The organism is Actinomyces viscosus (genome assembly GCF_900637975.1).
GTDB classification, from domain to species: domain Bacteria; phylum Actinomycetota; class Actinomycetes; order Actinomycetales; family Actinomycetaceae; genus Actinomyces; species Actinomyces viscosus.
Map to the genome: position 1 here is coordinate 2,280,198 of NZ_LR134477.1, position 24,129 is coordinate 2,304,326.

Below are 24,129 nucleotides of genomic sequence, written 5' to 3' on the forward strand. Positions count from 1 at the left end.
GAGATAGGGTCCACACTCTCAATGGTGCGCACATACTCGATCTGCGCCGACGTGTCGCCCAGGGGCACGGTCAGGTCGTCTGTAGCCGCCCCCGCCGGCGAAGCCGTCCACGGAAGCGCCACAATCGTCACCAGGACGATGGCAAGAGAGCCCGCGACAGCGAAGAACCTGCGCAGGGACCCGTCGCGCCAACGCCGGGGGCGCACTGATGAGAGGGACATGTCGAAGGAATCCGATCACGAGGGAGGGCGCACGGGGAGCGCACAACAAGATTGACAGCAGATGAATATAGAACACAGCCCCGCCCTCCGACACTCCGGAAGGGCTCTCTACGGCAACAATCGCGCATCATCGCGCGCAACAGGAGTTTTCCCTTAGAACTGCACCAGCCTTCACACATCTCAGTTCGACATCAATAGTTACGGAACAACAACTTGGGTTACAAGAACAACACAAGATAACATTTCCGCACTCAGGCACTTATTGACGAGAGCCCCGAATACCATAGGGGAGCCGACCATTTGGTCGACTCTTTGGCGAGAAGCACTTCAGGCGGAGGCGGGCTACAGCACCAGCATGCCTACTGCCAGGAGGCGACGTGTCGCATCCACCAGCTCGCCGCGCAGCGCAAGGGCGTCGACACCAGTGAGCGCGGCCACGGCGGAGGCGATCTGCTCCACGCTCAGCTCGCCATCGGCCACGCCTGCTAAAGCCGCTACAGCCGTAGTGGCCTGAGTACTTCGTCCCAGACCGCCGCCCTGGCGCAGCAGGATGAGAGTGGGCTCACCGGCCCCCGGCACCAGGTGGCGCTCCTCGGTGACATCAGGGGCGAGGACCGGACGGAGAGCGGCGACAGCGTCATCATCGAGGCCGGCGAGGCGGTCCTGGGCGGCGACGACCGCGCTGACGTGGGGACCCAGGACACCCTCCCCTGAGGTGGCGACCTCCTCCATGACGCGCCACGGTCGGCGCCGGCAGACGGGACGGTGGACGATGAGGTAGCCGAAGCCGATGCCTTCGATGCCGTGGGCCTCGAAGTCGTCGATCCACGCCTCCAGGGCGGCGTCGAAGCCGTCGGCGTCACGCTCGGGGGTCAGGCCGCCGTCGCGCAGCCACATGGTGGCGTACTCGACCGGGTCCTGGACCTCACGCTCAATGACCCAGGCATCGAGGTTCTTGGGGATCCAGGAGCCGACGGCGTCGCGCCAGGACGATCCGCCGGCCCCGGAGCGGTGCTCCCAGTTGCCGAGCATAACGGCGCTGCCGCCGGGCTCGAGGTGCTCGCCGAGCCCGGCCACGAGAGCAGGCAGGACGGGACCGCCGGCGTCACGGTACTCCATAAGGGGCAGGCCGGCCTCGCGCACGGCGGGAGGGGTGAGGACGAAGGGCGGGTTGGAGGCGATGAGGTCGAAGCGGCGGCCGGCCACCGACTCAAGGAGGGAGCCCTGTCGAAGCTCCAGGCGGCCGGTTCCGGCGGCGGAGTCGGCGTCGGAACCGAGCTCGGCGGTGAGGCTCACTCCGGCCAGCGCGGCGTTGAAGGCGGTGAAGGCCAGGGCGCGCGCGGAGATGTCGGTGGCGACGACGTGCTCGGCGTGGCGCAGCAGGTAGAGGGTCTGGATGCCGCAGCCGCAGCCCAGGTCCAGGGCGGTGCGGACTGGCGTGCGCGGGGTGAGGCCGGCCAGGGTGAGGCCGGCGCCGCCGATGCCCAGGACGTGGTCGGGGGCCAGGGGCCGGCCGGTGACGAGCTCGCCGAGATCGGAGGCCACCCACCAGCGGACCTCGCCGGCGTCGTCGACGGCCTCGTGCGGGCGCAGGTCGACGCGGGCACGGACGCGCCCGGTCTCATCAACCTGGCCGACCAGGCCGATCTGCCGGGCGCCGGCTGCTCCGGTGTGGGGCAGAACGGCGTCGAGGGCGGCGGCCGGGACCGGCTCGCCGAGCATGAACAGCGCCGTCAGGACGGCCACGGCAGACACCTCGGCCCTGTCGGCCAGTGCGGCGCGCGCGGCCCTCAGGGCGGGCAGGCGGATCTCCCGGTGCAGAGCGTCCGTGGCCGCCCTGCCCAGGAGCGCGGCCACGGCCTCCACGCCCCAGCCGGCCTCGGCCAGGTCCGCCCGCAGGCTCACCGCCTGCCCGCCGGTGAGAGCAGGAGGCGGAAAGGACGACGACGCCGACTTCAGGCGGGTGCTGGCGGGGCTCACTGGACTCATGGCACCGACCGTAGCGCGGGACGCCGGTCGCCTCGGGCACCCCGCCGGAGGAGAGCCCGGCGGGGCACCCGAGTCCGCTCCCAGGTTCTCGGAAAGGTGTGCGCCGGCCCAGGCGCCCGACCGACGCGGGGAGCACCCTGCTCCAGGGCGCTCCCCGTCCCACGACCAGGCGATGGGGCCGGGCTGGCGCTATCGTCGTCGCACTGGTCTCAGTCCCGCGTCGCAGCCCGGCGCCTCTCGGCGAGGAGCGCAGCACCGGCGACCACGGCGAGGGCTCCGCCGAGGAACGGCGCAGCCACATCGACACCGGTCCTGGCCAGGAAGTCCGATGACGGCGCAGGGCGGTCGGGGTCGGGCGTTCGACTCGGGTCCGATCCCGGGGTCTGCGGCGCAACGGCCTCAGGCGTGGGCGTCTCGGACGGCGTGGGAGCCGGCGTAGGCTCAGGCTGCTCCGCCTCGTCCACGACAGTCACATCTGCCGCCTTCTCCTCATTGCGCAGGTCCTCGGCACTCACGTGCACAGGGACCGCCTTCTTGTAGCCGGCAGGCGCGACGGTCTCTGTGATCGTGTACGCGTCACGCAGAAGCCGACTAAGGCTGGCATGCCCGGAGGAGTCGGTCGTGATGGTCCCAACCTGCTCACCCGAGGCGTCACGGGTCACGACGAACACGGCACCCTCAAGGGGCTCACCGCTCGTATCAGTCTTGTGAATGTTGATCGAGTAGTCATAGCCGTTGGCAACACCGTCGGCGGACTCCCACTTGAAGGTGTGCTCATAGACCGAGTTCGCCTGTCCGTCATTGGCAAGCAGGGCGACCGTGTTCTTGAACAGCTCCGCGTTGACCGGAGCGTGGTTACTATTCGCCTTGTAGGTCACCATGTAGCCGGCTGTACCGATATCCCCGAATGAGATCGTGAACGCCGGAGCGCCTCCGACCGAATTTCCCACGATCTGCGGGGCGAAGTTATCGGTGACGTCAACGGCGTCCACCAGGTTCCAGCGCTCATCGCCCCCGATGACCCAGCGCCCCTTAGTGACCTTGAAGCTGGAGGCATCGTAGGTCAGGCCATAGGTGCCGATCTCATCCTTCAGTGTGACATTCGTCTTCTCCGTGCCCGCTGCATTGACTCGAACAACATAGTTGATCGAGCTGTCATCGAAGCTGGTAATACCGTACTTCATCAGGTCCTCACCGAGGTTCTCCTGATACTTGTTGTACATGACAGTACCGACACTGACCGTAGACGTCCCCGAGGTGACCACGAACTCCTTGGGCCCATAATCACCAATGGTATTCTTGTCCGCTTTAATGGCTACGTCGATCCTGCCGGTGATATCGGAGTGAGACTCGACATAATCCGTATACGTCAGCGTGAGCACGCCGTCGACCGCGCTCGTCTGCGCGTTGGCGACCGTACTCCCGTCATCGCCCACCACGGGGAATGACATGTTCTCCATGAACACGAACCCCTGAGACAGTCGAATCAGCGACGTGTCGCCGGCATGAACCTTCCCGTTGGGAAGCGCGAGATTCATGGACAACTGAAGAGTTGTATCATTATCATCGAGCGAATCGCCAGAGAGGGAGGCCGAGGTGACAATCCCGTCTGAGACCTCTTTCGCGGAAGCAGGGGATATCAGGACCGATCCGATTGAGATGCCCACTGCGGCCAGAAGTGTAATGACGGCTATGAGACCGCCGAGCCGCGAGACGGCGGCCCCTTGCCCCGACGTATGAGGCGAGGGCTGAAGTGTAGCCATGCGAGTCCTTCCATGATGACGTCGCGCCCGACAGCAGGAGCGACACAGGAACAGCAGTAGGCAGATCTGAAGAACGACGAGCACGCTCCAGACAACCTACGGGAATGAAGCGATCCGTACGGCTACCTACGACACGAGCCTTCAGCACCAGAACGGACCAACAGAAATTGTTCACCACGCTGCCGTCAACTAGCGAAGCCGTTACTGAACCGGTACTGAGTCCCGAGTCACACCATTGCTGTCATCAACGCATAAGCTCCACAGTCAATGGCGCCCGGTGCGCGTCACGACGACACCCGAGTCGGCACCGCCGAAGAGCACGGTGGGGCCGCCCAGCCCGCGGGTCCGACTCGTCATGCTCGCTCCCGGCCGCCCTCTTTGCACCAAGAACGGCTCCTATGGCCTCACCCATGCGCCGAGGACGCAATCACGTCCGAAAGACTGTCGCAGCAGGATCGGACAAGCCAATCTCACTCACATGCAAGCTTATTAATAAGCTTGCATTCATTGGAGGCAGAACCTACAATCTACAATAAAGCCGTCCGTTTGCAGAACGGTCCACCGCGGACACCGGCCTGCGGACCCCAGCAGCACCGACCTCAGGAGAAATCCATGTCTGTACTCACCATCGGAGACCAGTTCCCCGCCTACGAGCTCACCGCCGTCGTCCCCGGCAATCTCAAGGAGGTTGAGGCCACCAGGCCCGAGGACTACTTCACCACCGTCTCCTCCCAGGTGCCCGCCGGAACCTGGCGCGTCGTCTTCTTCTGGCCCAAGGACTTCACCTTCGTGTGCCCCACCGAGATCGCGGCCTTCGGCGACCTCTACCAGGACTTCAAGGACCGCGACTGCGAGGTCGTGGGCGTCTCCGTGGACAACGAGTACACCCACTACGCCTGGCGCCGCAGCCACGACAAGCTCCAGGACCTGCCCTTCCCCATGGCCAGTGACCTGAGCCGCGAGCTCACCGAGGCCCTGGGCATCAAGCGCGCCACCGGTGAGGCCGACCGCGCCACCTTCATCATCGACCCCCACAACGTCATCCAGTCCGTCTCCGTGACCGCCGACTCCGTGGGCCGTAACACCGAGGAGGTCCTGCGTCAGCTCGACGCCCTCCAGTCCGACGAGCTGTGCGCCTGCAACTGGCAGGCCGGCGCCGCCACGATCGACGCCCTGGGCCAGATGGGCTGACCGGCCGGCCCCCGACCTTCACCACTCTCCACCACCCCGACGACGAAACGAGAAGACATGAGCATCGACAACCTGCGCTCCGCCCTGCCCGACTGGGCCAAGGACCTCTCCTTGAACCTGTCCACCCTGTCCCGCTCCTCCTCGCTGACCGAGCAGCAGCAGTGGGGCACCTTCGTGGCCGCGGCCGCCGCCACCCGCAACGAGTCCGTCCTGGTCCAGGTCATGGAGGACGCCCGCACCCACCTGTCCGAGGAGGCCATCAGCGCCGCCCTGGGCGCCGCCTCCATCATGGCGATGAACAACGTCGCCTACCGCACCCGCCACTTCCTGGGCTCGGCCTACGACAACGAGCGCATGGGCCTGCGCATGAACATCATCGGCACCTCCGGCGGCGTGGAGAAGGTCGACTTCGAGCTGTGGAGCCTGGCCGTGTCCACGATCAACGGCTGCGAGAAGTGCGTGACCGCCCATGAGGCCACCGTGCGCGGCGAAGGCCTGAGCACCGAGCAGGTCTGGGAGGCCGTACGCATCGCCGCCACCCTGACCGGCGTGGCCCAGGCGATCAGCGTCGTCGAGACCCTCGACTGATCCCTCGTCACCATCCTGACCGGTACGACGGCGGCCGCCGGCTCCCCATCGGGAGTGGGCGGCCGCCGTCCTTGTGCGCCGGGGGTTCTCAGCTGCGGGGGTCGGCGTCGATGGCGCCCTGGACGTCGTCGAAGAGCAGGTTGGAGATCTCGACCTGGACCATCTCGACCTGGGGGACGTCGTGCAGGAGGAGCGGGTCGTCGGCGGAGGTCTGCAGGGCGAGCGTGCCGCAGCCGAAGAAGCGGTCGGTGACGTCCTTGTCGAGCTGGATGTCTGAGATCCGGGTCAGGGGCAGGTCGTGGCCGACGCGGTTGAAGACGCCCGAGCGGGTGATGATGCGCTTGGTGGTGACGGTGTAGGTGCGCGTGTACCACTGCAGCCACGGCACGAGCAGGAGCGGGATGCTCACGACGAGGACCACCACCCAGATCGCCAGGACTCCCCAGGGCTGCCAGGTGGCCGGGACCATGACCGAGGCGACGACGCCGACCACCAGCAGGAGGATCTCGACGACGAACCGCCACAGGAGGACCTTGATGTGGGTGTGCATGTGCCGCACCACGACCTCGTCGCGGCTCAGGAGCTTCTTCGACAGTGCCATGGCCCCATCGTGCCAGGGTGCCGGGGGTTTGCGCACCCGAGCCGGCAACCCGGGCCGATAAGGCGCCCGGCCCGTCCGAGCAGGGGCCGTTCAACCGGTGAGCATGCTCATGCCGACCGAGGCGACGACCGGCGCGATCCCCAGGATGACGAAGGCCGGCAGGTGGCAGGCGCCCAGCGGCAGGACGAGGCGGACCGCCAGGCGCTCGGCGGCCTCCTCGTCGCGGGCGTGCCTGCCCGCGCGCAGGCTCGCGGCCGTGGCCGCCAGGAGGGCGACCGGCGAGGCCCCGTCCTCCCAGCCGGGACGCAGACAGGACTCCAGGCGGGTGCGCCGACGGCGCCACTGCTCGTCGTCGGGAGCCTCCCAGGCCTCCTCCCAGTCGGCGCCCAGCAGCAGGGCCCGCCCCACGATGCCGGCGCCGTCCTCCTCCAGGGCCCGCCCCAGGGCGGTGAGCACCTCGGGGACCGAGGCCCCGGCGCTCAGGGCCGCGGCGGCCAGGTCCAGGACGAGGGCCTCGTCGACGACGTCGCCGTCGGCCGTCGCGGCGCGCACGAAGCGCCTGGTCACCAGGTGCCCCACCACCATGAGGACGACGCCGAGAGCCCCCACGGCGCTGCCCACGCCGCCGTCGAGCAGGAGGGCCGCGGGGTCTGCGCCCACGAGCATCCCCAGTCCCAGGCCGACCGCGGGAAGGCAGGCCAGGAGCCGGGCGGTGGTCCGGGGACCGGCCAGGGCCGCCCGGCGGGAGGCCTCGGCGTGACCGGACTCGGCGACACCGCCGGCCACGGCCTGGAGGATGTCGGCCAGGGGCGCACCCAGGGCGGTCGACAGGCGGCAGGAGGCGATGGCTCCCGGCACCCCGGCGGCGGTGGCTCGTCGTTGCCGGCCCCGCCGCCCCCCCTGGCAGGCGGGCGCCAGTGCAGGTGGCCGTCGCGCAGGCGGGGAAGCCAGGAGCCGTGCTGGAGGTCCGCGAGCGCGTGCAGCGCGGGTGGGACGCCGTCGTCGTCGGGCTCGGATCCCTCGCCGAGTCCTGCGCGCTGGAGGGTACGCGTCCAGGCCCGCTGCGGAGTGGCGCCGGCGCGCAGGAGGCTGGCGACCTCGGTGAGCAGCAGCCCGAGGTCCGGCTCGGGAGATTCGGCCCGCCATGAGCGCAGGGCGCCGATCACTGCCTGAGGGGGCGATGCGCTGGAGCCGGCCTGCACGGCGCCCGCGCTCCGGCCGCGCGGCAGCCCGCGACGGGCCGGCAGCAGGAGCACGGCGGTGGCCAGCGCGACCAGGACCGCCGCGATCCAGGCGCCCGGCCCCGGAGGGCCGTCCACGAGGCCGGTCGCGGGCACGGTTGCGGGCAGGGGCCCAGTCATCAAGGCCGTCAAGGTCATATCGACCTCCTCACCTCCGGGCCTGCCGGGTCGGCCGACCCGGCGAGACCGAGGCGGGAGAGGGCCTGCGGACCGATCCGGGCTCGCAGCGCCGGGGCCGCCGGGCCGAGGCCGAGGCGTCCGTCGTCATCCACACGGAGGGCCTCCTCACAGGTGAGAACCGTTCCGGCCGGCGTGGTCCCGCGTCGCAGCACCCCGATGGAGGCGACGTAGCGGCGCGCCCCGGAGGAACCGGCCTGCCGGCGCAGGTGGACGACGGCGTCGAGCGCGCTGGCGGCCTGGACGGCGACGGCCGCCTCATCGAGTCCCGCGAGCGCCCCCAGGGCGGTGAGGCGGGCGGGGACGTCGGCGGGCGAGTTGGCGTGGAGGGTGGCCCAGCCACCCTCGTGGCCTGTGTTGAGGGCGGTGAGGACGTCGCGAACCTCGGGGCCGCGGCACTCCCCCAGGACGATCCGGTCGGGCCGCATGCGCAGGGCGGTGCGTACCAGGGAGGTCATGGAGACCGCCCCGACGCCCTGGACGTTGGCGCCGCGCTCCTGGAGGTGGACGACGTGGGGGTGGTCGGGGCGCAGCTCGCTGGCCTCCTCGATGCACACGATGCGCTCGTCCTCCGGGACGAGCCCGAGCAGGGCCGCCAGCAGGGTGGTCTTGCCGGTTCCGGTGGCGCCGGTGACCAGGCAGCTGGCGCGGCCGGCCACGAGGGCGGTCAGGACGTCGTCGAGGCCGGGGGCGATGGTGCCGGCCTCGACCAGCTCGGCCAGGGTGAAGCCGCGGCGGCGCTTGGTGCGCAGGCTGATCAGGGTGCCGTCGGCGCTCAGGGGCGGCAGGACCGCGTTGAGGCGGGTGCCGTCGGGCAGGGTGGCGTCGACGACGGGGCAGGCGTCGTCGAGACGCTTGTGGGCGGCGGCGGCCATGCGCACGGCCAGCGCCCGGACCCGGGGCTCGTCCATGGAGGCGCTGGGGACGGGTTCGAGTCCGTGTCCTCGGTCGATCCAGGTGCGGCCACCGCTGACGAGGACGTCCGTGACGCCATCGGTCTCGATGAGGGGCTGCAGGAGCGGCCCGGCGCCCTTGACGTCGGCGCGCACCCGCTCACCGAGGCGGGCCATGCCCACCTGGCCGGTGGCGGGATCGGCGGCAGCGTTGAGGGCCTGGTCCAGGCCGGCACCCCGTGCCAGGGCGCTGCGGACCCGGGCCAGCTCGGGGCCGTCGGGTCCCGGTGCCGTGGGTCGTCCGGTGTCACCGGGCGTATCGGGGCTCATCGGGACCATGGCTCACTCCCCCGCTCCTGGCCGCCGGCTCCTCCGCCGACCGGCTCCGGCCGGGGCGTCCCGGCGACGAGAACGCGGGCCAGCAGCTCTCGGGTCAGGGCGGTCGCGGCGCGCCGGGTGGCCGAGCGGGCCCGCACCGGGTCCTCCCCGAGGGCGAGGCGCTTGGTCAGGACCCGGTCGGTGGGGACGTGCCCCAGGACCGGGCAGCCGGTGATGAGCTCGAGGTCCTCGGGGGCGACGTCCTCGCCGACCTGGCGCACCACGAGCCATACCGGCGGCGAGCCCGGGGCGTCGGCGGGCGCTGCGTCGCCGGGATGAGGGCCCCGCAGCCGCGGGGCGATGCTCTCCGCCGCGACGGCCGAGCGCAGGTCGAGACCGGTGAGGAGCAGGACCTTGGCGCCCGGCGGCGGGGGCGTCCCTCGGGGCAGGTCCACCAGGACGACGTCGTGCTCGGTGCGCATCGCCTTCAGGACCGCCTCCTCGCAGCCGGTTGGCCCGCCGCGGACGTCGGCGGTGAGCACCGGCATGGCATGCCACACGGGCAGGGCCCCGACCAGGTGCCCGGGCCGGAAGGCCGACTCCTCGGCCGGAAGGTCCGCCCAGCGCAGGCCGGTCAGCACGGCCTCACCGCACAGGAGGTCCAGGCCGCCGGCGGGGTCGAGGTCCATCATCGCCACCCGTCGGCCGGTCCGGCTCAGGGCCCACGCCAGGTGCAGCAGCAGCACACTGGCCCCCAGGCCCCCGCGAGCGCCGGTCAGGGCCAGAACCTGGGCCACGGCCGCCCCACCGGGCTGCGCGGGCTCATCCGCGGAAGGTCTCAGGGGAGGGAAGGTCACGTTCCGGCAGTCCCATGCCTGAGCCGGCCCCGCAGTCTCCCGCGCAGCCGTGTGCACCTCCCTCTGCGGTGTCCCGACCGTTTCCTCCAGTGCCTCCAGCTCTTCCACTGTCTCCACCGTCTTCTCCCGATTCTCCCGTGTCCTCGACGACTGCCTCCGCGGGCGCCTTCCCCGATCCGGCGTTCGGCGTCGGCTCGGCGCCGGTTTCACTCACCAGGGTGCGGACCCGCAGCCGGCAGCGCCCACCGACGTCGTCGGACCTGTGGAAACGGGTTGCAGAAACGGACCTGTGGCCTCTGGCCGCCCGCGGCCGTCCGCCGCAGGCGCCGAGGCGATGCTGACCCGGCTGATGACGCGGCTGATGACCCAGCGGACGGAGCAGCGACGAGACGGCGATGGGACGGTGATGAGAAGTGATGAGACCTGTGGGCTCACACGCCTGACACCGCGGCCCGACTCATGATGAGATGGGGTCATGAGCGCGCAGGCCCGCGCAAGCGACCCCTCCCAACCAACAGTGACGTCAACAGCGACGCCGTCACCAGCCGCCTCGTCGGCTGCGCCCGCCGCCGTCTCCACGCCTGCCGGGCCCGCCGGGCATCGCGCAGCGGCCTACTTCGATCTGGACAAGACGATTCTGGCGACCTCGTCGACCTGGGCACTGGGCACCCCGATGCGACGCAGCGGCCTCATCTCCTCGCGGGCGCTGGCCTACGGGCTCGTCGCCCAACTCCCCTACCTTCTGGTCGGCGCCGGTACGCGGCAGTCGACCACCCTCATGGAGCACCTGGCCCTCATGTCCGCCGGCATCAGCCGCCGCGATCTGGTGGACGTCGTCGAGGGGGCGCTGGCCACGGCGATCGAGCCGGCCGTCTACGCCGAGGCCCTCGACCTCATCGAGGCTCACCACCGGGCCGGGCACGACGTCGTGGTCGTCTCGGCCTCGATCACCGAGATGGTCACCCCCATCGCCCGCCTCGTGGGAGCCGACCGCGCCGTGGCCACCCGCATGGAGGTCGGTGAGGACGGCCTGTTCACCGGGCGCATCGCCCGCTCCATGCTGCACTCGGAGAAGGTGGTGGCGTTGCATGAGGACGCCGCCGCCCACGGCATCGACCCGGCCCGGAGCTGGGCCTACTCCGACTCCATCTCCGATGAGCCGATGCTCAGTGCAGTCGGCCACCCCGTCGCGGTCAACCCAGATCGGGAGCTGCGGCGCATGGCCCAGGAGCGCGACTGGCCGGTGCGCGACTTCGCCCGGCCGGTGCGGCTGCGGCCGCGCTGGGAGCCTCCAACCCTGTCCACGCGGGCCTCCCTCATCGCCGGAGCGGCGGGAGTTCTCGCTGTCGGAGGCGCCGCCGCCTGGCTCGTCGCCCGCCGCGGGGCCCGCCGGGCCGTCGGCGCGGCCTGAGCCGTCCCTCGTCAGCGCCTCGTGGGGCCCTGACGTGTCACAGATGGCGACTTTTCAACACCGGACAAGCCCTCTCCCCCATCGACTGTTCCACATATGTACTGGTCAGAGCCTTGGCGGCAGGGTGGTCGGGGACCTCAGCGCCCTCCTCACCGGCGGAAAAGTCGCCCATCGTGACACAAAGGACGGGTCAACGCCGCCCACATGGCGTCCGCCCAGTCACCCGGCGCGCCAGGTGCCCGCCTGGACCGCCCGACACAGGCGCTGAGCCTCCTGCACCCCCACGAGCACCGCCTCGGCCTGCCACACCACCCAGGCCACCACCCCCTCCATCGTCCCGGAGGCATAGGCTGCGGCGGCGTCGGCGTAGGCCGCCGGCACCCGCCCGGGATAAAGATCGCTGACCGCCGTGCCGGTCGGCTCGACCCCGTCGCGCACCAGGAGGTGACGCACCAGCAGCCGCCCCACCGCGGCGTTGCCGGCCGTGAAGGGCCTGGCCGACAGCATCTCGGCGTGAACGATGGCGGCCCGCACCAGCGCCGGCGCCGACTCCAGGTCGATGAGCTCCACCAGCCCCGCCAGCCGCGCCGCCAGCTCCTCCCCCTGCGGCGCCGTCCCCGGACCGCCCTCCCGGGCACGCGCCCGCCCGGAGCGCGGCACGCCGACCTCCTCCAGCCCCACCTGGCCACCGGCCACCAGAGGCCCGACGACGTCACGGTGCAGCACGGCCAGCAGTGAGCGCGCCGGGGGCACCACCGGTCTGCCCCGCCCCACCAGGTCTGGCATCCAGCCGACCAGACGGGCCCCGGCGCGCCACAGCCCGGCCACGGCGTCCAGGCTCGGGTCACCCGTGGCGGCCTCGGTCAGGGAGGCTGCGGCCACGTGCTCGCGCAGGACCTCGGCGGAGACCACTGCCCCCTCAACGCCACCTGAGGCGACAGCCCCCCGGATCGCCGCCTCGGCGCGGCCCTCACGCCACCGGCGCCGCAGGGCCTCGTTCCAGCGCAGCTCGGCGCAGGCCTCACGCACCGCCGCCTCGGCGGCGCGTACCCGCTCGTCGGCGGCCACCGTCCTCAACGCCTCCAGCGCAGGGGAGACAGAGGAAACCGCCCCGGCCGCCCCCGGTGCCCCGGGGGGCGACGCGGCAGATGCGGGACCGGCGCCCCCTGAGGCATCCGTTCCCACCGCCTCGGCGGAGGCGCCCTCCCCAGCATCCGACCGTCCGGTCGACACGCCGAGCCGTTCGGCCGTCACCGCCCGGTCGTGTCTCCTCTGCCGTTTCGGCGCCCCGGCCGCGGACGGCCCGATCCCTACCGACATTCGCACCACGCACCCACTGTGGCACACCCCGACGGCTGTCAACCACGGGCCGTCCCAGACTTCCCAGACCGCCTCAGACCTTGAGGACTCAGACCTCGGGGAAACCGCCCCGGGCCCGTACGGACCAGCCGCGAACCGGCCGCAAACCGGCCGTTGACCAGCCGCGAACCGACACAGACCGGGCACACCCCCTAGACTCAATCAGGTGAGTGACTCCCCCTCCCATAACCTCCCGGGCTCCGCCCCGCCGTCCGCGTCCTCGGGCCCGTCAGAGCAGGCTCCGCGCAGTCGTAGACCTGACTACATACTCACCGCCGTCGTCGGAGTCATCTTCGCCCCGAGCATCTCCGTCCTTCTGGGCCTGGCCGACGCCCCTCGGACCCCGGCCCTGCACACCGCCCTGCTGCTCGGCGCCATCCTGCTGGTCTCCTCGGCCGTCACCGCGCTGTTCGCCAACCGCTCCTCACTAGGCGCACTTGTTACGGGCCTGACCGCCCTGACCGCCCAGTCGATGGTCTTCATGGCTCCCATCCATGCGTCCTCCTTGTCCGAGCTATGGCAGCGCAAGCTGATCAGCACCGGATTCATGCTCATCCTGGCGGGCCTGTGGCTCGGCGGCTCCTGGGGGATGCGCCTGGCCCGCCGCGCCGGCCACGCCCAGGGACACGCCGCCTTCCGGCTCACCGAGGCCGACCGGACCGTGGGCTCCACCCCGACGCCGCCGCCCTCGCGCCGGCGGGACCACCTCCTGTCCCTGCCCTGGGTGGTCGCCGGGCTGGCGCTCGCGGCCTTCCTGCTGCCCCGCTCCTACCTGCGGGCGGTCGCCCCAGGCATCCAGACCGGGCCGCTGATGCTGGCAGCCGTGCTCGTCTCCTTCATCGCCCTGGCCGCGGCCGGCGCCTCGACGGCGCACTCCACTCTCGGTGCGCGCGTCACCGGCCCGGTTCTCATCCTTCTGGCGGTGCCGGCTCTCAGTGACGGTATGATCCCTGGCGGCCATCTGGTCTCCAGGCTCCTGCCTTACGGCCCGGACGCCGTCGTGCTCGCCGCCATCGGCATCGAGCTCATGGCGATCGGCTGGGGAGCACATATGGCTCGCCGCCAGGGTCGCGCGAACGCGCTGGCCAGGTTGCGCTCCGGTGTCTGAGGGTCCCATGCCCGCAGCCATGTCCTGAGGATGACCGAGCCCCTTCCGGCGTCCCCGCCCCTACTACTACCGTGTGCATGCGTAAGGAGACCTCGTGAGCACCGACAGCACAGACCGCCCCGCCCCGCAGACGCCTGGCACGTCCGACGGCGTCGACTCAGCCTCCCCGACGGCGTCGACTCCCGCCGCGGGACCAGTGGCCTCGCAGGCTCACCCGCGGGAGGCGACGGTCAACCTGGCCGATGAGGCGGTCGCCTCCCTCAAGAGCCTCGCCGGCAAGGTCACCCAGGCGTCTCGTCCCACTCCCTCCACGCCGGTCACGCCGACGACGGCTGACGAGGCGGACGGTGCAGACGATGCGATCAGCACGGTCGGCGCAGTCGGCACGGTCGGCGCGGTCAGCTCCGCCGGTGGCGCGGCCGCCGGAGGCAGTGGAGGAACTGGAGGCACTGACATGCCGCCGTCGATTCCGCCGTCGTCGGGGCCGGGCGGGGCGAAGGCCGAGGGGCCGACCGGGACGGTGAAGCCCGGGGCCGCCACCGCGTCGGCAGCCCCCTCGACGGCCTCTGAGACCGGCACGGCCGCGGTGAGCCCCGCCGCGCCTGCGGCCCCCGAACCGGTCGGCGTTGCCGCCAGCACCGCGAAGGCTCCCTCAGACTCAGAGCCCACGACCCCGGAGGCGGGGCGGCAGGAGAGCCGGGACGGGCAGAAGGATCCCGAGGACCGGGAAGACCGGGTGGATTCCGTCTCCACCGCCTCTACCGCGCAGACGCCGTCCTCCCCCGCGCAGGCCACGGATGACGGCGCGCAGCCGGCTGCGGTCTCCGGTGCGGCCGACGCCGAGGTCGCACCGACCCCGGCGGTGGCGGCGCCCAGCGCAGACGATGCCGGGGAACCGGCGCACTCTGAGGACCTTACGGAGCCGGAGGATCTCGAAGACCTCGACGCGGTCTCCGAGCCCGAGGCCGGCGCAGACGACGTGGACACAGGAGTCGACGCGGAGAACGCTGCGCAGCAGTCGACGGGCTCAGCGGCCTCAGCGACCTCAGCGCACTCAGCCCCGCAGGCTCAGACGCCGGCCGCTGCGGCCGGTGGCGCGGTCAGTGCCTTCGAGACCAGTGCCGTCTCCGAGACCAGTATCTCCAAGACCACTGCTTCGACCACCGCCTCCCAGACCACTGCCTCCGAGACCCCGACCTCCGGCGAGGGCATCGATCACGGTTCCGCGCCCAGCGCGACCTCCACCGGCGCGACGGCGGCACCGGCGTCATCGGCGCCGTCCGCGTCGTCGGGGGCCGCGACGACGTCCGCCGCGTCGACTGCCTCGGCAGCATCAACCGCATCGGCGGTATCAGCCTCATCGGCCGCTTCGGCCGCCTCGTCGGCTGCTGCCGGCTCGGCACCGTCGGCGTCCTCCCCCGCCAGAGCCGCCAGGGTGACGGCCTCCACCGTGTCGGCGTCGGCGGCTGCGTCAATGACGGCTGCCGGCACCAGTGCTGCCGGCGTCACCCCTCCGACCGGCGGCGACAGCGCCGGCAGCCCGGCCGACTCCTCCACGGATGTCGAGCCGACGAGCCCGCTCTCCCAGACGTCGAGCGCCCCTTCGGCGAGCTCGCCCGCGGGTGCGTCCTGGGGCCGGTCGGCTGCCGGGTCGTCGGCGGTCTCACCGGTGTCCGCACCGTCAGCGGCGTCACCGACGAAGGCCACGGCCTCGGAGCCGGCGCTGACCACGGCGCACCCGACACCGGAGCCGGCGGCGGACGCCACTGAACCGACCACGGCCACCGCACCGACCGATGCGCCGGCGAACGCCCCGGTGGACAACCGCCCCTCGGCGCCCTCCTGGCCGGCGACGCCCGCGGCCCAGCTGGCCCGGACGGCCTCGGCCGCGAGTGCCTCCACGGCGCGTTCTGCCGAGTCCGCCTCCTCGGTGCGCCCTGCCTTCCCCGCGGACAGGTCGGCGGCGGCCGCATCGTCCTCGGCCCCGGCCTCAGGACTCTCCGGCTACCGGCCCGAGGCTTCAGCCGATGCCTCGGCCACGGCGGAGGCGACTTCCGCGGCCGCCTCCGCACCGACGTCGTCGGCAGCACCTGGCGCGGCCTTCACCGCTGCTCCCACCGCCTCATCAACGACGGCGCGACCGGCGGCGGCACCGTCCGCGCCGTCGGGGCCCTCCTCCGCCTCGCCCCAGGCCTACCGGCCCACGCCGGCCGCCCAGCCGGCTCCGAGCACCCGTCCGACGCCGGCTACCGACGCTGCCGCCTCCGCGACGGCACCCACCTCCACCTCGGCCCCCGCAACGGCCTCCGAGCCGCGCTCCGCGGCGGCCTCGGCGCCGAGCGCCGCACCGGCCGGGGCGCCGTCGGAGGAGCCCTCCTCGCCGCAGAGGCCCTCCTGGCCCTCGACCTCCACCGCCCGGGGCTTCTCCGGGGCCACCGACTCCCTGGAGAGCGACGACCCCGAGGAGCGCGGCCGCTCGCGCGCCCGGCAGGCCGCCATGGCCATGACCGGCTCGGCCCAGGACGACGACTCCGTCCTCCTCAAGGGCGCGACCAGCCTGCCGCGTTCGCCCGAGTCGCGCACCGAGACGCACTGGGCCGGGGTGCTCATCGCCGTCGTCCTGTTCCCCCTGGCCTGGTTCCTCGTGCACGACGGCGCCGCCACTCTGACCGGCGGCAACTCCTCGGCCTGGCCGGCCGCCGCCTCCCCGGTGGGCGCCCTGGAGATCCTGGGCGGGACCGCGGCCTGCGCCACCGCCCTGTTCATGATCTCGCGCTCCTCCCTGGGGGCCTTCGTCGTCGGCGCCGTCAGCGCGGTCATCGGTCTTCCCTTCGTCCTCATGCCGGGGGTCGTCCAGTCGGTGATCGGCCCCACGGTCGACCGGCTCCAGGCCCACTCCGACCTGGGTCTCGCCCTGTCCACCTACGTCATGGACGACGGCCTGTCGGGCCGCTTCATCCTCATGGGCGTGCTCACAGCCATGGTCGCCGTCGTCGCCCACCTGGCGCGCCGGGCCGGCCGGAGCGAGCGGGAGACCGACGACCGCGACCGCCGTGACTGAGCCCGACGCCGGGTCGCCTGCTGAGGCCTCCACTGGTGCGGCCAGGCAGCCGGCCCCTCGGATGCAGTCCGTCGCCGACGCCGCCCGCGATGCGACCCCGGTCGTCATCGGCTACGTGACCCTGGGGATCGCGGCCGGGATGCTGCTGGTCGCCGAGGGACTGTCCTGGTGGTGGGCGCCGGTGTGGAGCCTGGTCATCTACTCCGGGACCATGCAGATGCTGCTGGTGCCGCTGGCCGGCGGCGGCGAGCCGCTGGCGACCATCGCCCTGTCCACCGGGTTCGTCTCCGGGCGGCACGTCTTCTACGGTCTGGGGTTCCCTCTGGACCGGGTGCGCGGCGGGGTGCTCACGCGTCTCTACGCCGTCCACGCGATCACCGACGAGGTCTACGCGCTGCTGGCGGCGCGCGACCGGCGGGCCATGAGCGGGCGCTACCTGGTGGCCGTGGAGGCGATCAGCCAGTTCTCCTGGGTGGCGGGCACGACCATCGGCGCGCTGGCCGGGACGGCGCTGGCCTCCGTCGTGGGTGAGCGCATCGAGCTGCTCGGTTTCGTGCTTACGGCCCTGTTCGTCGTGCTGGCCATCGAGAACTGGCGCAACCACCCCGATATCGGGGTGCTGTGCCTGGGGCTGGTGGCCGGGGGCGTCGGCCTGGCGGTGGGCGGATCGGCCGCGCTGCTGACGGCGCTGGTGACTCTGGCTCTCGGCCTCGTGAGCCTGTACGCCTGGCGCGCCCGCCGGCCCGGGGCGCCTGCGCCGACGTCGGGACAGGGGGCCGAGTGATGCTCACCAACCCGCAGATCGCGATCGCCGTCGTGGTCGTCGCCGTCATCACCTTCGCCTGCCGGATCGCCCCCTTCGTGCTGCTGCGCGGACGCAGGGACAGCGCGCTGCTGGGCTTCCTGTCCCGGGCGATGCCCCTGGGCGTCATGATCGTCCTGGTGGCCTACACGCTGGGCGGCGTGAGCCTGGCGCCGTCGACCTGGTTGCCTGCGGTCGGTGGGATCGGGGCGACGGCGGGGCTGCACCTGTGGCGGCGCTCCATCGGCCTGTCGCTCATCGGGGGCACCGGCGTCTACGTCGCTCTCAGTCTCCTGCTGACCTGACCCGCCGCGGCCGGTGACCGGCCATGTAGAAGACGATGAGGGCCACGTAGGTGACCACGCTCAGCCAGGCGCTGACCAGTCCGAGGAGGGCGGCCAGGGCGTACAGCCACGGCCCCAAGGTGAATCGCCGGGTCATGGACCGCACCTCGGCCTCAGACACCTCCGGCAGCAGGCGCTCCCGGTCTCGGATCGCCGCGCGCCACAGGGCGTTGAAGAACAGCCCGCCGACGACCATGACCAGCCCGTAGAAAACGGCTCCCGTGCGCTCGTCGTGGCCGGACTCGAGGGATCGGGTGAGCACCGAGGTGGCGAAGGGCAGGAAGGCGACGTCAAGCAGGAGGAAGAGGTTGCAGATGAGCATCCACTGATCGACGCTGCGCACCCTTGCGAAGATGGCGTGATGGTTGAGCCAGACCTGCCCCACCAGCAGGAAGCTGAGTACGAATCCGACATAGCTGGGCCACAACGAGGCCAGGGCGCGCAGCAGAGGACCGCCGTCCTCGGGCAGCTTGATCTCCAGGCTCAGCAGGGTGATCGCGATGGCGATGACGCCGTCGCTGAAGGCCTCCAGGCGTCCGGGCGAGATCAGCGCCGGCCCGTCGCTTCCTCCATCGCCACCGGCAACACCGACGCCGGCAGAAGGCTCGACCTCAGGCTCCCTGTCAGCAACGGCATCGGAGGCGGCAGTCTCATGAGACTCATGGCGGCCACCAGAGTCCTCGTTCGTGTCATGGTGACGATCAGTGGCCATGTCGCTTCCCTCCGGTTGCTGGCGGAAATCTATGACGCGCGCGTGGGGCCATCCGCCTCCACCTTACGTCCGCCGGGGACATTCCACACGGGCGGGTGCGGCGCTATCGCGGGCGGGGACGTCTTGCGCCTACGGGTACAGGAATTCTGTCCCCGTACGCGCAGAAGGCCCCCGCCCGCGGGGAGTTGGAGCAGCAGGTCCCCGACGGCGGCGCGACTGTCCCCGCGGGCGGTACGGCACGCCGGCCAGTAGGCTGCGGCCGTGCCTGCTGACGTCAATCGCCCCGGCCCCTGGACCCACCGCAACCTCACCGCCCGCGGCACCCGTTTCCATGTCGCGCTGGCCGGCCCCGAGGCCCCCACCGGCACCGGGCCCCTGACCCTCCTGGTCCACGGCTTCCCCGAGTGCTGGTGGACCTGGCGCCACGTGATCCCCGCCCTGTCGCAGGCCGGGCACCGCGTGGCAGCCCTCGACCTGCGCGGCTTCGGCGGCTCGGACCGACCGCCGTCGGGCTACGACCTGGTGACGCTGGCCCAGGACCTCGCCGGCGTGGTCCGATCCCTGGGGCACGAGCGGGCCGTCATTGTCGGGGCGGGGCTCGGCGGCCAGATCGCCTGGGCGCTGCCGCACACGGCCCCGGACCTGACGACGGCGATCGTCCCGATCGGCGCCCCTCACCCCCTGGCGCTGCGGTCGCTGCGGGCCCGGGCGCTGTCGGGACCGGCGCTGCAGTACGCGAGCCTGCAGATCCCGGGCCTGGCCGAGCGACGTCTGCGCAGCCGCAGCGCCCTGGAGGGCCTGCTGCGCTCCTGGGCCGGGCCGTACACCCGGGAGGCCGTGGCCGAGGAGGCCGCTTACTACGCCGAGCTCCTCTCCCGCCCCGGCGCCGCCCACAGTGCCCTGGAGCCGTTGCGCAACCTCATGCTGTCCCGCGCTGAGACGGCGGCGCTGGACAAGCCGGTGACCGTGCCCGTCCTGTCGGTCCAGGGCGCGCTCGACCCGGTTCAACCGGCCCAGGCCTACGCGCGCGACACCCACCACGTCACCGGCAACCTGCGCCAGGCGACGATCCGCCGCTCCGGGCACTTCCCCCAGGAGGAGGCCCCGGCCGAGCTCGTCCGGGCCCTGCTGCCCTTCCTGGCCGACGTCGCCCCGGCCACCCCTGCCTGACCCCCTCGAGCCGGGCACTTTTCGCGTAGCCGGGCAGAAAAACCGTAGGGCTACGCGAAAAGTGCCCGGCTCGGCGCCTCCGTGCCGCCGGATCACACCGGCTGGCGCAGGTTGTCCATGAGGGGCCGGCGGTCGAGCTGCGCGGGCAGCCAGGTGGTCGCCACGGCCAGTACCAGCGAGATCCCACTGACCAGGGCCAGCAGCCCCACCGGGACCGAGGCGACCATGACCGCAACCCCGCACCCGGAGTACAGCGCGGCGTAGACGGCGCTGAAGGCGGTGGCCGCCAGCCCGAAGAGGATGCCGGTGACGGCGTAGATGACGCCCTCCAGCGCGGTGGAGGCCAGAACCGTCCCGGTGCGCGCACCGATGACCCCCAGCAGCGCGCCCTCCTGGCGCCGGGCCCGCCCCACCATGGCGATGTTGGCGATTCCACCGACGCCGGCGATGAGGAAGATCGGCACCCCGACGGTGAGGAACCCGTTGACCGACCCCTGCGCGCCGGTGGCCTGACCGGCGCCGACGGCGGCGTAGACGGTACCGGTCATGGCCACGGCGATGGCGAAGGGGACGATCGTCGTCATCGACAGAGAGGCGCGGTGGCGGGCGTTGGCGCGGGCGGCGAACCAGGCGGGGCTGCGGCCCGGGATGAGCGCGGTCCACCAGGTCAGCAGCGGCCGCAGGGTCCAGTTCGGCACGCTGAGGGCCGCGATCGCGGCGATGAGCCCCATGGCTCCCCCGGTGACCGCGCGCTCCCCCGGGTCGTTGAGATCGGCGCCGGCGGCGACCATCTCCGCCCTCTCCGCCTCGTTGAGAGGCATAGCGCTGTCGAAGGGAACCAGCACGAGGGCCAGGACCAGGACGCCGACGATCGCCCACTGCCACCACCGGGTCCGGGTCTGCGGAGCCGCGGACTCCCGCAGCGCCTGCATCTCGGGGACCGACGCCGCCCGCCGGGCCGGCCCCATCCCTCCCACGACGCAGAAGAGCGTCGTCACGGCGATGGCCAGCGGCCCCCCCGAAGCTCGGCATGACCACCGGCAGGTCGTGCGGGAAGCCCTCGAACTCCCGCCAGGTGAGCAGGTAGACGCCGGCCAGCGGCAGCGAGGCCATCGCCCCGAGGGCACCTCCGAGCAGGCCGACCGCCCCGACCTGCGCCAGGATGATGCGGCGGATCCGGCTTCCGGGGATGCCCAGCACCTTCCACAGCGCGTGCGAGCGCTGCTGGGCCGAGACGGTGAGTCCCAGTGTCGTGGACAGGATGACGGCGGTGGCCAGCCCCGCGTAGGACACGAGGCTGGAGCCGATGATGTGGGAGGCGTTGACGAGCTCCGCCGAGCCCTGGGACTGCGCCCAGCTCAGGGCGCTGTACCAGGCGATGATGATGACGCCGGTGACGGCGCCGCCGACCGTGGCGACGAGCAGCGACCACAGCCATTGGCGGGCGTGGTGGCGCAGGTCGTTCCAGATGAGTGTGACCATGATCTTCTCCCGCTCCTGTCTCGGTCAGGCGGCGCGCGCGGCCCGGGCCGAGTGGACGAGCTCGGCGATCTGGCGGGCGTCCCGGCAGCCGGTCCACTGCACCAGGTGCCCCTGGCTCATGACGGCGACCGCGTCCGCCTTGGCGGCGGCCTCGACGTCGTGGGTCACCATGACCACGGTGGTCCCCTGCTCAGCGAGCCGCCGCAGCCAGTCCAGGACCAGTGCGGCGGAGCTCAGGTCGAGGGCGCCGGTGGGCTCGTCGGCGAAGACGATCCGGGGACGGCTGGCCATGACGCGGGCGATGGCCACGCGCTGACGCTCCCCTCCGGAGAGCTGGTGGGGCTTGAGGCCGGCGCGGTGACCGAGTCCGACGGCGTCGAGGGCCGCCCGGGTCTGGGCGTCGCTCAGAGGGGTGCCGGCCAGGCGCAAGGGCATGGAGACATTGTCGGCGGCGCTCAGGGAGGCGATGAGGTTGTACTCCTGGAAGACGAAGCCGACGTGGCGGGCGCGGAACCGGGCGCGCTCGGCGGGCCGCATCCCGGAGGTGACGGCGCCGAGCATGGTCACCTGGCCGGACGTGGGCGCATCGAGGCCGGCCGTGCAGTGCAGCAGGGTCGACTTGCCCGAGCCGGAGGCCCCGACGACGGCGGTGAAACTGCCCTCGGCCAGGTCGGCGACGACGTGCCCGGCCCGGGCGGCGTCGCAGGTGGTGTCGCAGATGGAGTGGTCGACGAGGATGATGACGAGGAGGACGGGGGCAGGGGCTGGCGTGCGCTCATGCCTCCAGCCTGACCGCGCCGGCCCGCCGATCCCATCCAGCCATCTGGCGAACCCGAGGTGGGGCTAGCCCGACACTGCTGCGCCGGCCCGCCCACCGATGTCCACTGCCGCCCGCCCACCGCTGCCCCGCCCATCCCCGTCGAACCGGGCACTTTTCGCGTAGCCCTACAGTTTTTCTGCCCGGCTACGCGAGAAGTGCCCGGCTCGGCGTCGGCGCCGCGGGTTCCGGCCTCAGACGCCCACCTGGGGGCACAGACCGGCGTCGAGCAGCGCGCACTCGCCGCAGCGGGGCGCGCGGGCCGAGCACACCCGGCGCCCGTGCTCGATGAGCCGGTGGCAGCCGTCGGTCCAGCGCCAGGGCTCCCACAGGGCGGCAATGTCCTTCTCCACGCGCACAGGATCCTTCGACGTCGTCCACCCCAGGCGGCGCGAGAGCCGACCCACGTGGGTGTCCACGGTGATGGCGGGTTCCCCGAAGGCGTTGCCGAGGACGACGTTCGCGGTCTTGCGCCCCACCCCCGGCAGGGAGACGAGCTCCTCGCGGCTGCGCGGGACCTGGCCGCCGAAGCGCTCGGTGAGCGCCTGACCGATACCCAGCAGGTGCCCGGCCTTGGCCCGCTGAAAGCCCAGGGGCCGCAGGATCGTCTCGAGGTCCTCGCGGCGGGCGGCCCCCAGGGCGGCGGCGTCGGGGTAGCGCTCGAAGAGCTCGGGCGTGACGGTGTTGACGCGGGCGTCGGTGGTCTGGGCGGACAGGACGGTGGCGACGAGCAGCTGGAAGGGGCCGTCGTGGTCCAGGGCGCAGGCGGCGTCGGGATAGAGGACGATGAGCTCATCGTCGACGGCGCCCGCCCGCCAGGCCGGCGCCGCGACCGCCGACACCTCAGGAACCTCAGGGAGGGCGTCAGCCTCCACCAGCGCGACCTCGCTGCCTGCCGACCTGCGCACCTCGTCCTCCTTCCGCGATCTCATCACGCGATCTCGTCAGTGGCGCCGCTGTCAGCAGCAGCACCGCCCGGGCCTCGCCCGTGGCCCTCTCGCTCTCGTGACCCTCTCGGCCCGAACCGGGCGACCGCCATTGCAGTCGATCCCGCCTCCTGCCCGCAACCGCACACGGCTCAATCGTGTCGCAGGACGCACTCGATTTTGCTCACTACCCTTTGACCTGCAACACACGGAGGCTACAATGCTCGACGGCGTGCCACAGGTCACAAGCCGTGGCAGGATAGACCCGAGGGCTCCCGCATGCGGGATGCCAGCCCCCTAACCACCAGGAGGATCTCCGTGGAAGACAGCATTATCTCCAGGATCCCGCTCTTCGAGGGCCTGAGCCCGGATGAGCAGGAGGAACTGCGCGCCATGATGACGCAGACGACTCTGCGCCGTGGCGAGACCCTCTTCAACGAGGGCGACTCAGGCGACCGCCTCTACATTCTCCTCTCCGGAAAGGTGAAGCTCGGCCACGCCAGCGCCGACGGCCGCGAGAACCTGCTCGCGGTGCTCGGCCCCGGCGAGATCGTCGGCGAGCTAACCCTGTTCGACCCGGGCCCGCGCTCCACCACCGCCACCGCCGTGGCCCCCACCGAGCTCCTGACGCTGGACCACAACCAGCTCATGACCTTCGTGGAGTCCCACCCGCAGCTGGCTAAGGACATGCTGCGCGCCCTGGCCCAGCGCCTGCGCCGCACCAACACCGCACTGGCCGACCTCGTCTTCTCCGACGTGCCCGGCCGCGTGGCCAAGGCCCTGCTGGACCTGGCCGACCGCTTCGGCTCGCCCACCGACGACGGCGTCCACGTCCCCCACGACCTCACCCAGGAGGAGCTCGCCCAGCTGGTGGGCGCCTCGCGCGAGACGGTCAACAAGTCGCTGGCGGAGTTCGTCTCCCGCGGCTGGATCCGCCTGGAGGGCCGAGCCGTCACGCTGCTCGACGTCGACCGCCTGCGTCGTCGCGCCCGCTGAGGGCCCGTTTCGGGTCACGAGCCCTCCACGCAGCACGCCTGAGCCAGGCGCTCGGGCGCTGAGGCACCCCGCACACCAGTAATGACGCCGCGTCTGCGGTCC

24 protein-coding genes are annotated in these 24,129 nt (G+C 71.9%); 9 read left to right on the plus strand and 15 right to left on the minus strand.

The window, feature by feature from the left end:
- Nucleotides 1–563: 563 nt before the first annotated feature.
- Both EL340_RS09730 and EL340_RS09735 read right to left on the minus strand, forming a co-directional pair.
- On the minus strand, nucleotides 564–2,210 hold the full coding sequence (locus EL340_RS09730) for a DUF7059 domain-containing protein (RefSeq protein ID WP_164719372.1): 1,647 nt from the start codon (nucleotides 2,208–2,210) through the stop codon (nucleotides 564–566).
- A 209-nt stretch (nucleotides 2,211–2,419) separates the two neighbouring features.
- Nucleotides 2,420–3,973, minus strand: a complete 1,554-nt coding sequence (locus EL340_RS09735) for an Ig-like domain-containing protein (RefSeq protein WP_126414422.1) — start codon at nucleotides 3,971–3,973, stop codon at nucleotides 2,420–2,422.
- 612 nt (nucleotides 3,974–4,585) lie between these two features.
- Between EL340_RS09735 and EL340_RS09740 the strand changes: the two genes are divergently transcribed.
- Both EL340_RS09740 and EL340_RS09745 read left to right on the plus strand, forming a co-directional pair.
- The gene (locus EL340_RS09740; RefSeq protein ID WP_126414423.1) at nucleotides 4,586–5,164 is read left to right on the plus strand and encodes a peroxiredoxin; all 579 of its coding nucleotides are present in this window, start codon (nucleotides 4,586–4,588) and stop codon (nucleotides 5,162–5,164) included.
- A gap of 57 nt (nucleotides 5,165–5,221) precedes the next feature.
- On the plus strand, nucleotides 5,222–5,752 hold the full coding sequence (locus tag EL340_RS09745) for an alkylhydroperoxidase, AhpD family (protein ID WP_126414424.1): 531 nt from the start codon (nucleotides 5,222–5,224) through the stop codon (nucleotides 5,750–5,752).
- An 88-nt stretch (nucleotides 5,753–5,840) separates the two neighbouring features.
- Here EL340_RS09745 and EL340_RS09750 read toward each other — a convergent pair whose 3' ends face one another.
- The 4 genes from EL340_RS09750 to EL340_RS09765 form a co-directional block, all read right to left on the minus strand.
- The gene (locus tag EL340_RS09750; protein ID WP_126414425.1) at nucleotides 5,841–6,353 is read right to left on the minus strand and encodes a PH domain-containing protein; all 513 of its coding nucleotides are present in this window, start codon (nucleotides 6,351–6,353) and stop codon (nucleotides 5,841–5,843) included.
- Nucleotides 6,354–6,443: 90 nt separating this feature from the next.
- Nucleotides 6,444–7,211 (minus strand): type II secretion system F family protein, encoded by a 768-nt coding sequence (locus EL340_RS15120; RefSeq protein WP_232022985.1) that lies wholly within the window; start codon nucleotides 7,209–7,211, stop codon nucleotides 6,444–6,446.
- A gap of 517 nt (nucleotides 7,212–7,728) precedes the next feature.
- Nucleotides 7,729–9,003: a TadA family conjugal transfer-associated ATPase gene (locus EL340_RS09760; RefSeq protein ID WP_408608545.1), complete on the minus strand. Its 1,275-nt coding sequence runs from the start codon at nucleotides 9,001–9,003 to the stop codon at nucleotides 7,729–7,731.
- Complete coding sequence (locus tag EL340_RS09765; RefSeq protein ID WP_232022986.1) at nucleotides 8,991–9,839, minus strand: cellulose synthase operon protein YhjQ/BcsQ; 849 nt, start codon at nucleotides 9,837–9,839, stop codon at nucleotides 8,991–8,993. The genes EL340_RS09760 and EL340_RS09765 overlap by 13 nt, the downstream gene beginning before the upstream one ends.
- A 475-nt stretch (nucleotides 9,840–10,314) precedes the next feature.
- Here EL340_RS09765 and EL340_RS09770 point away from each other — a divergent pair, with 475 nt between their 5' ends.
- Complete coding sequence (locus EL340_RS09770) at nucleotides 10,315–11,250, plus strand: HAD family hydrolase (RefSeq protein WP_126414426.1); 936 nt, start codon at nucleotides 10,315–10,317, stop codon at nucleotides 11,248–11,250.
- Nucleotides 11,251–11,469: 219 nt separating this feature from the next.
- Here EL340_RS09770 and EL340_RS09775 read toward each other — a convergent pair whose 3' ends face one another.
- Nucleotides 11,470–12,318: a Fic family protein gene (locus EL340_RS09775; protein WP_309341248.1), complete on the minus strand. Its 849-nt coding sequence runs from the start codon at nucleotides 12,316–12,318 to the stop codon at nucleotides 11,470–11,472.
- 457 nt (nucleotides 12,319–12,775) lie between these two features.
- Between EL340_RS09775 and EL340_RS09780 the strand changes: the two genes are divergently transcribed.
- Nucleotides 12,776–13,717, plus strand: a complete 942-nt coding sequence (locus EL340_RS09780; RefSeq protein WP_232022987.1) for a hypothetical protein — start codon at nucleotides 12,776–12,778, stop codon at nucleotides 13,715–13,717.
- Between the two features lie 210 nt (nucleotides 13,718–13,927).
- Here EL340_RS09780 and EL340_RS09785 read toward each other — a convergent pair whose 3' ends face one another.
- The 4 genes from EL340_RS09785 to EL340_RS09795 all read right to left on the minus strand — a co-directional run bounded on the left by EL340_RS09785 (nucleotide 13,928) and on the right by EL340_RS09795 (nucleotide 15,619).
- Nucleotides 13,928–14,386 (minus strand): hypothetical protein, encoded by a 459-nt coding sequence (locus EL340_RS09785; protein WP_126414427.1) that lies wholly within the window; start codon nucleotides 14,384–14,386, stop codon nucleotides 13,928–13,930.
- On the minus strand, nucleotides 14,376–14,621 hold the full coding sequence (locus EL340_RS09790; protein ID WP_126414428.1) for a hypothetical protein: 246 nt from the start codon (nucleotides 14,619–14,621) through the stop codon (nucleotides 14,376–14,378). Before EL340_RS09790 ends, EL340_RS09785 begins: the two co-directional genes overlap by 11 nt.
- A 164-nt stretch (nucleotides 14,622–14,785) precedes the next feature.
- On the minus strand, nucleotides 14,786–14,929 hold the full coding sequence (locus EL340_RS14960; protein ID WP_164719373.1) for a hypothetical protein: 144 nt from the start codon (nucleotides 14,927–14,929) through the stop codon (nucleotides 14,786–14,788).
- A gap of 3 nt (nucleotides 14,930–14,932) precedes the next feature.
- Nucleotides 14,933–15,619, minus strand: coding sequence for a hypothetical protein (locus tag EL340_RS09795; protein ID WP_126414429.1), 687 nt, complete (start codon nucleotides 15,617–15,619; stop codon nucleotides 14,933–14,935).
- A gap of 28 nt (nucleotides 15,620–15,647) precedes the next feature.
- On the opposite strand from EL340_RS09795, the gene EL340_RS15470 reads away from it, so the two are divergent.
- The 3 genes from EL340_RS15470 to EL340_RS09810 all read left to right on the plus strand — a co-directional run bounded on the left by EL340_RS15470 (nucleotide 15,648) and on the right by EL340_RS09810 (nucleotide 17,885).
- Nucleotides 15,648–16,778, plus strand: coding sequence for a hypothetical protein (locus EL340_RS15470; protein WP_232022988.1), 1,131 nt, complete (start codon nucleotides 15,648–15,650; stop codon nucleotides 16,776–16,778).
- 61 nt (nucleotides 16,779–16,839) lie between these two features.
- Nucleotides 16,840–17,562, plus strand: a complete 723-nt coding sequence (locus EL340_RS09805) for an AzlC family ABC transporter permease (RefSeq protein ID WP_126415431.1) — start codon at nucleotides 16,840–16,842, stop codon at nucleotides 17,560–17,562.
- Complete coding sequence (locus EL340_RS09810) at nucleotides 17,562–17,885, plus strand: branched-chain amino acid transport AzlD family protein (RefSeq protein WP_126414430.1); 324 nt, start codon at nucleotides 17,562–17,564, stop codon at nucleotides 17,883–17,885. The genes EL340_RS09805 and EL340_RS09810 overlap by 1 nt, the downstream gene beginning before the upstream one ends.
- Here the strand turns inward: EL340_RS09810 and EL340_RS09815 are convergent.
- Nucleotides 17,866–18,636, minus strand: coding sequence for a TMEM175 family protein (locus tag EL340_RS09815; protein ID WP_126414431.1), 771 nt, complete (start codon nucleotides 18,634–18,636; stop codon nucleotides 17,866–17,868). The genes EL340_RS09810 and EL340_RS09815 overlap by 20 nt on opposite strands.
- 261 nt (nucleotides 18,637–18,897) lie before the next feature.
- Here EL340_RS09815 and EL340_RS09820 point away from each other — a divergent pair, with 261 nt between their 5' ends.
- Entirely contained in the window at nucleotides 18,898–19,806 is a 909-nt protein-coding gene (locus tag EL340_RS09820; RefSeq protein WP_126414432.1) for an alpha/beta fold hydrolase, read from the plus strand.
- Nucleotides 19,807–19,898: 92 nt separating this feature from the next.
- On the opposite strand, the gene EL340_RS09825 is transcribed toward EL340_RS09820, so the two are convergent.
- The 3 genes from EL340_RS09825 to nth form a co-directional block, all read right to left on the minus strand.
- The gene (locus EL340_RS09825; RefSeq protein WP_232022989.1) at nucleotides 19,899–20,804 is read right to left on the minus strand and encodes an FtsX-like permease family protein; all 906 of its coding nucleotides are present in this window, start codon (nucleotides 20,802–20,804) and stop codon (nucleotides 19,899–19,901) included.
- Between the two features lie 508 nt (nucleotides 20,805–21,312).
- Nucleotides 21,313–22,008: an ABC transporter ATP-binding protein gene (locus EL340_RS09830; RefSeq protein WP_126414433.1), complete on the minus strand. Its 696-nt coding sequence runs from the start codon at nucleotides 22,006–22,008 to the stop codon at nucleotides 21,313–21,315.
- Nucleotides 22,009–22,299: 291 nt separating this feature from the next.
- Nucleotides 22,300–23,037, minus strand: coding sequence for an endonuclease III (gene nth / locus EL340_RS09835; protein WP_197722294.1), 738 nt, complete (start codon nucleotides 23,035–23,037; stop codon nucleotides 22,300–22,302).
- A gap of 312 nt (nucleotides 23,038–23,349) precedes the next feature.
- On the opposite strand from nth, the gene EL340_RS09840 reads away from it, so the two are divergent.
- Nucleotides 23,350–24,027: a Crp/Fnr family transcriptional regulator gene (locus EL340_RS09840; protein WP_003779318.1), complete on the plus strand. Its 678-nt coding sequence runs from the start codon at nucleotides 23,350–23,352 to the stop codon at nucleotides 24,025–24,027.
- Nucleotides 24,028–24,129: the final 102 nt, after the last annotated feature.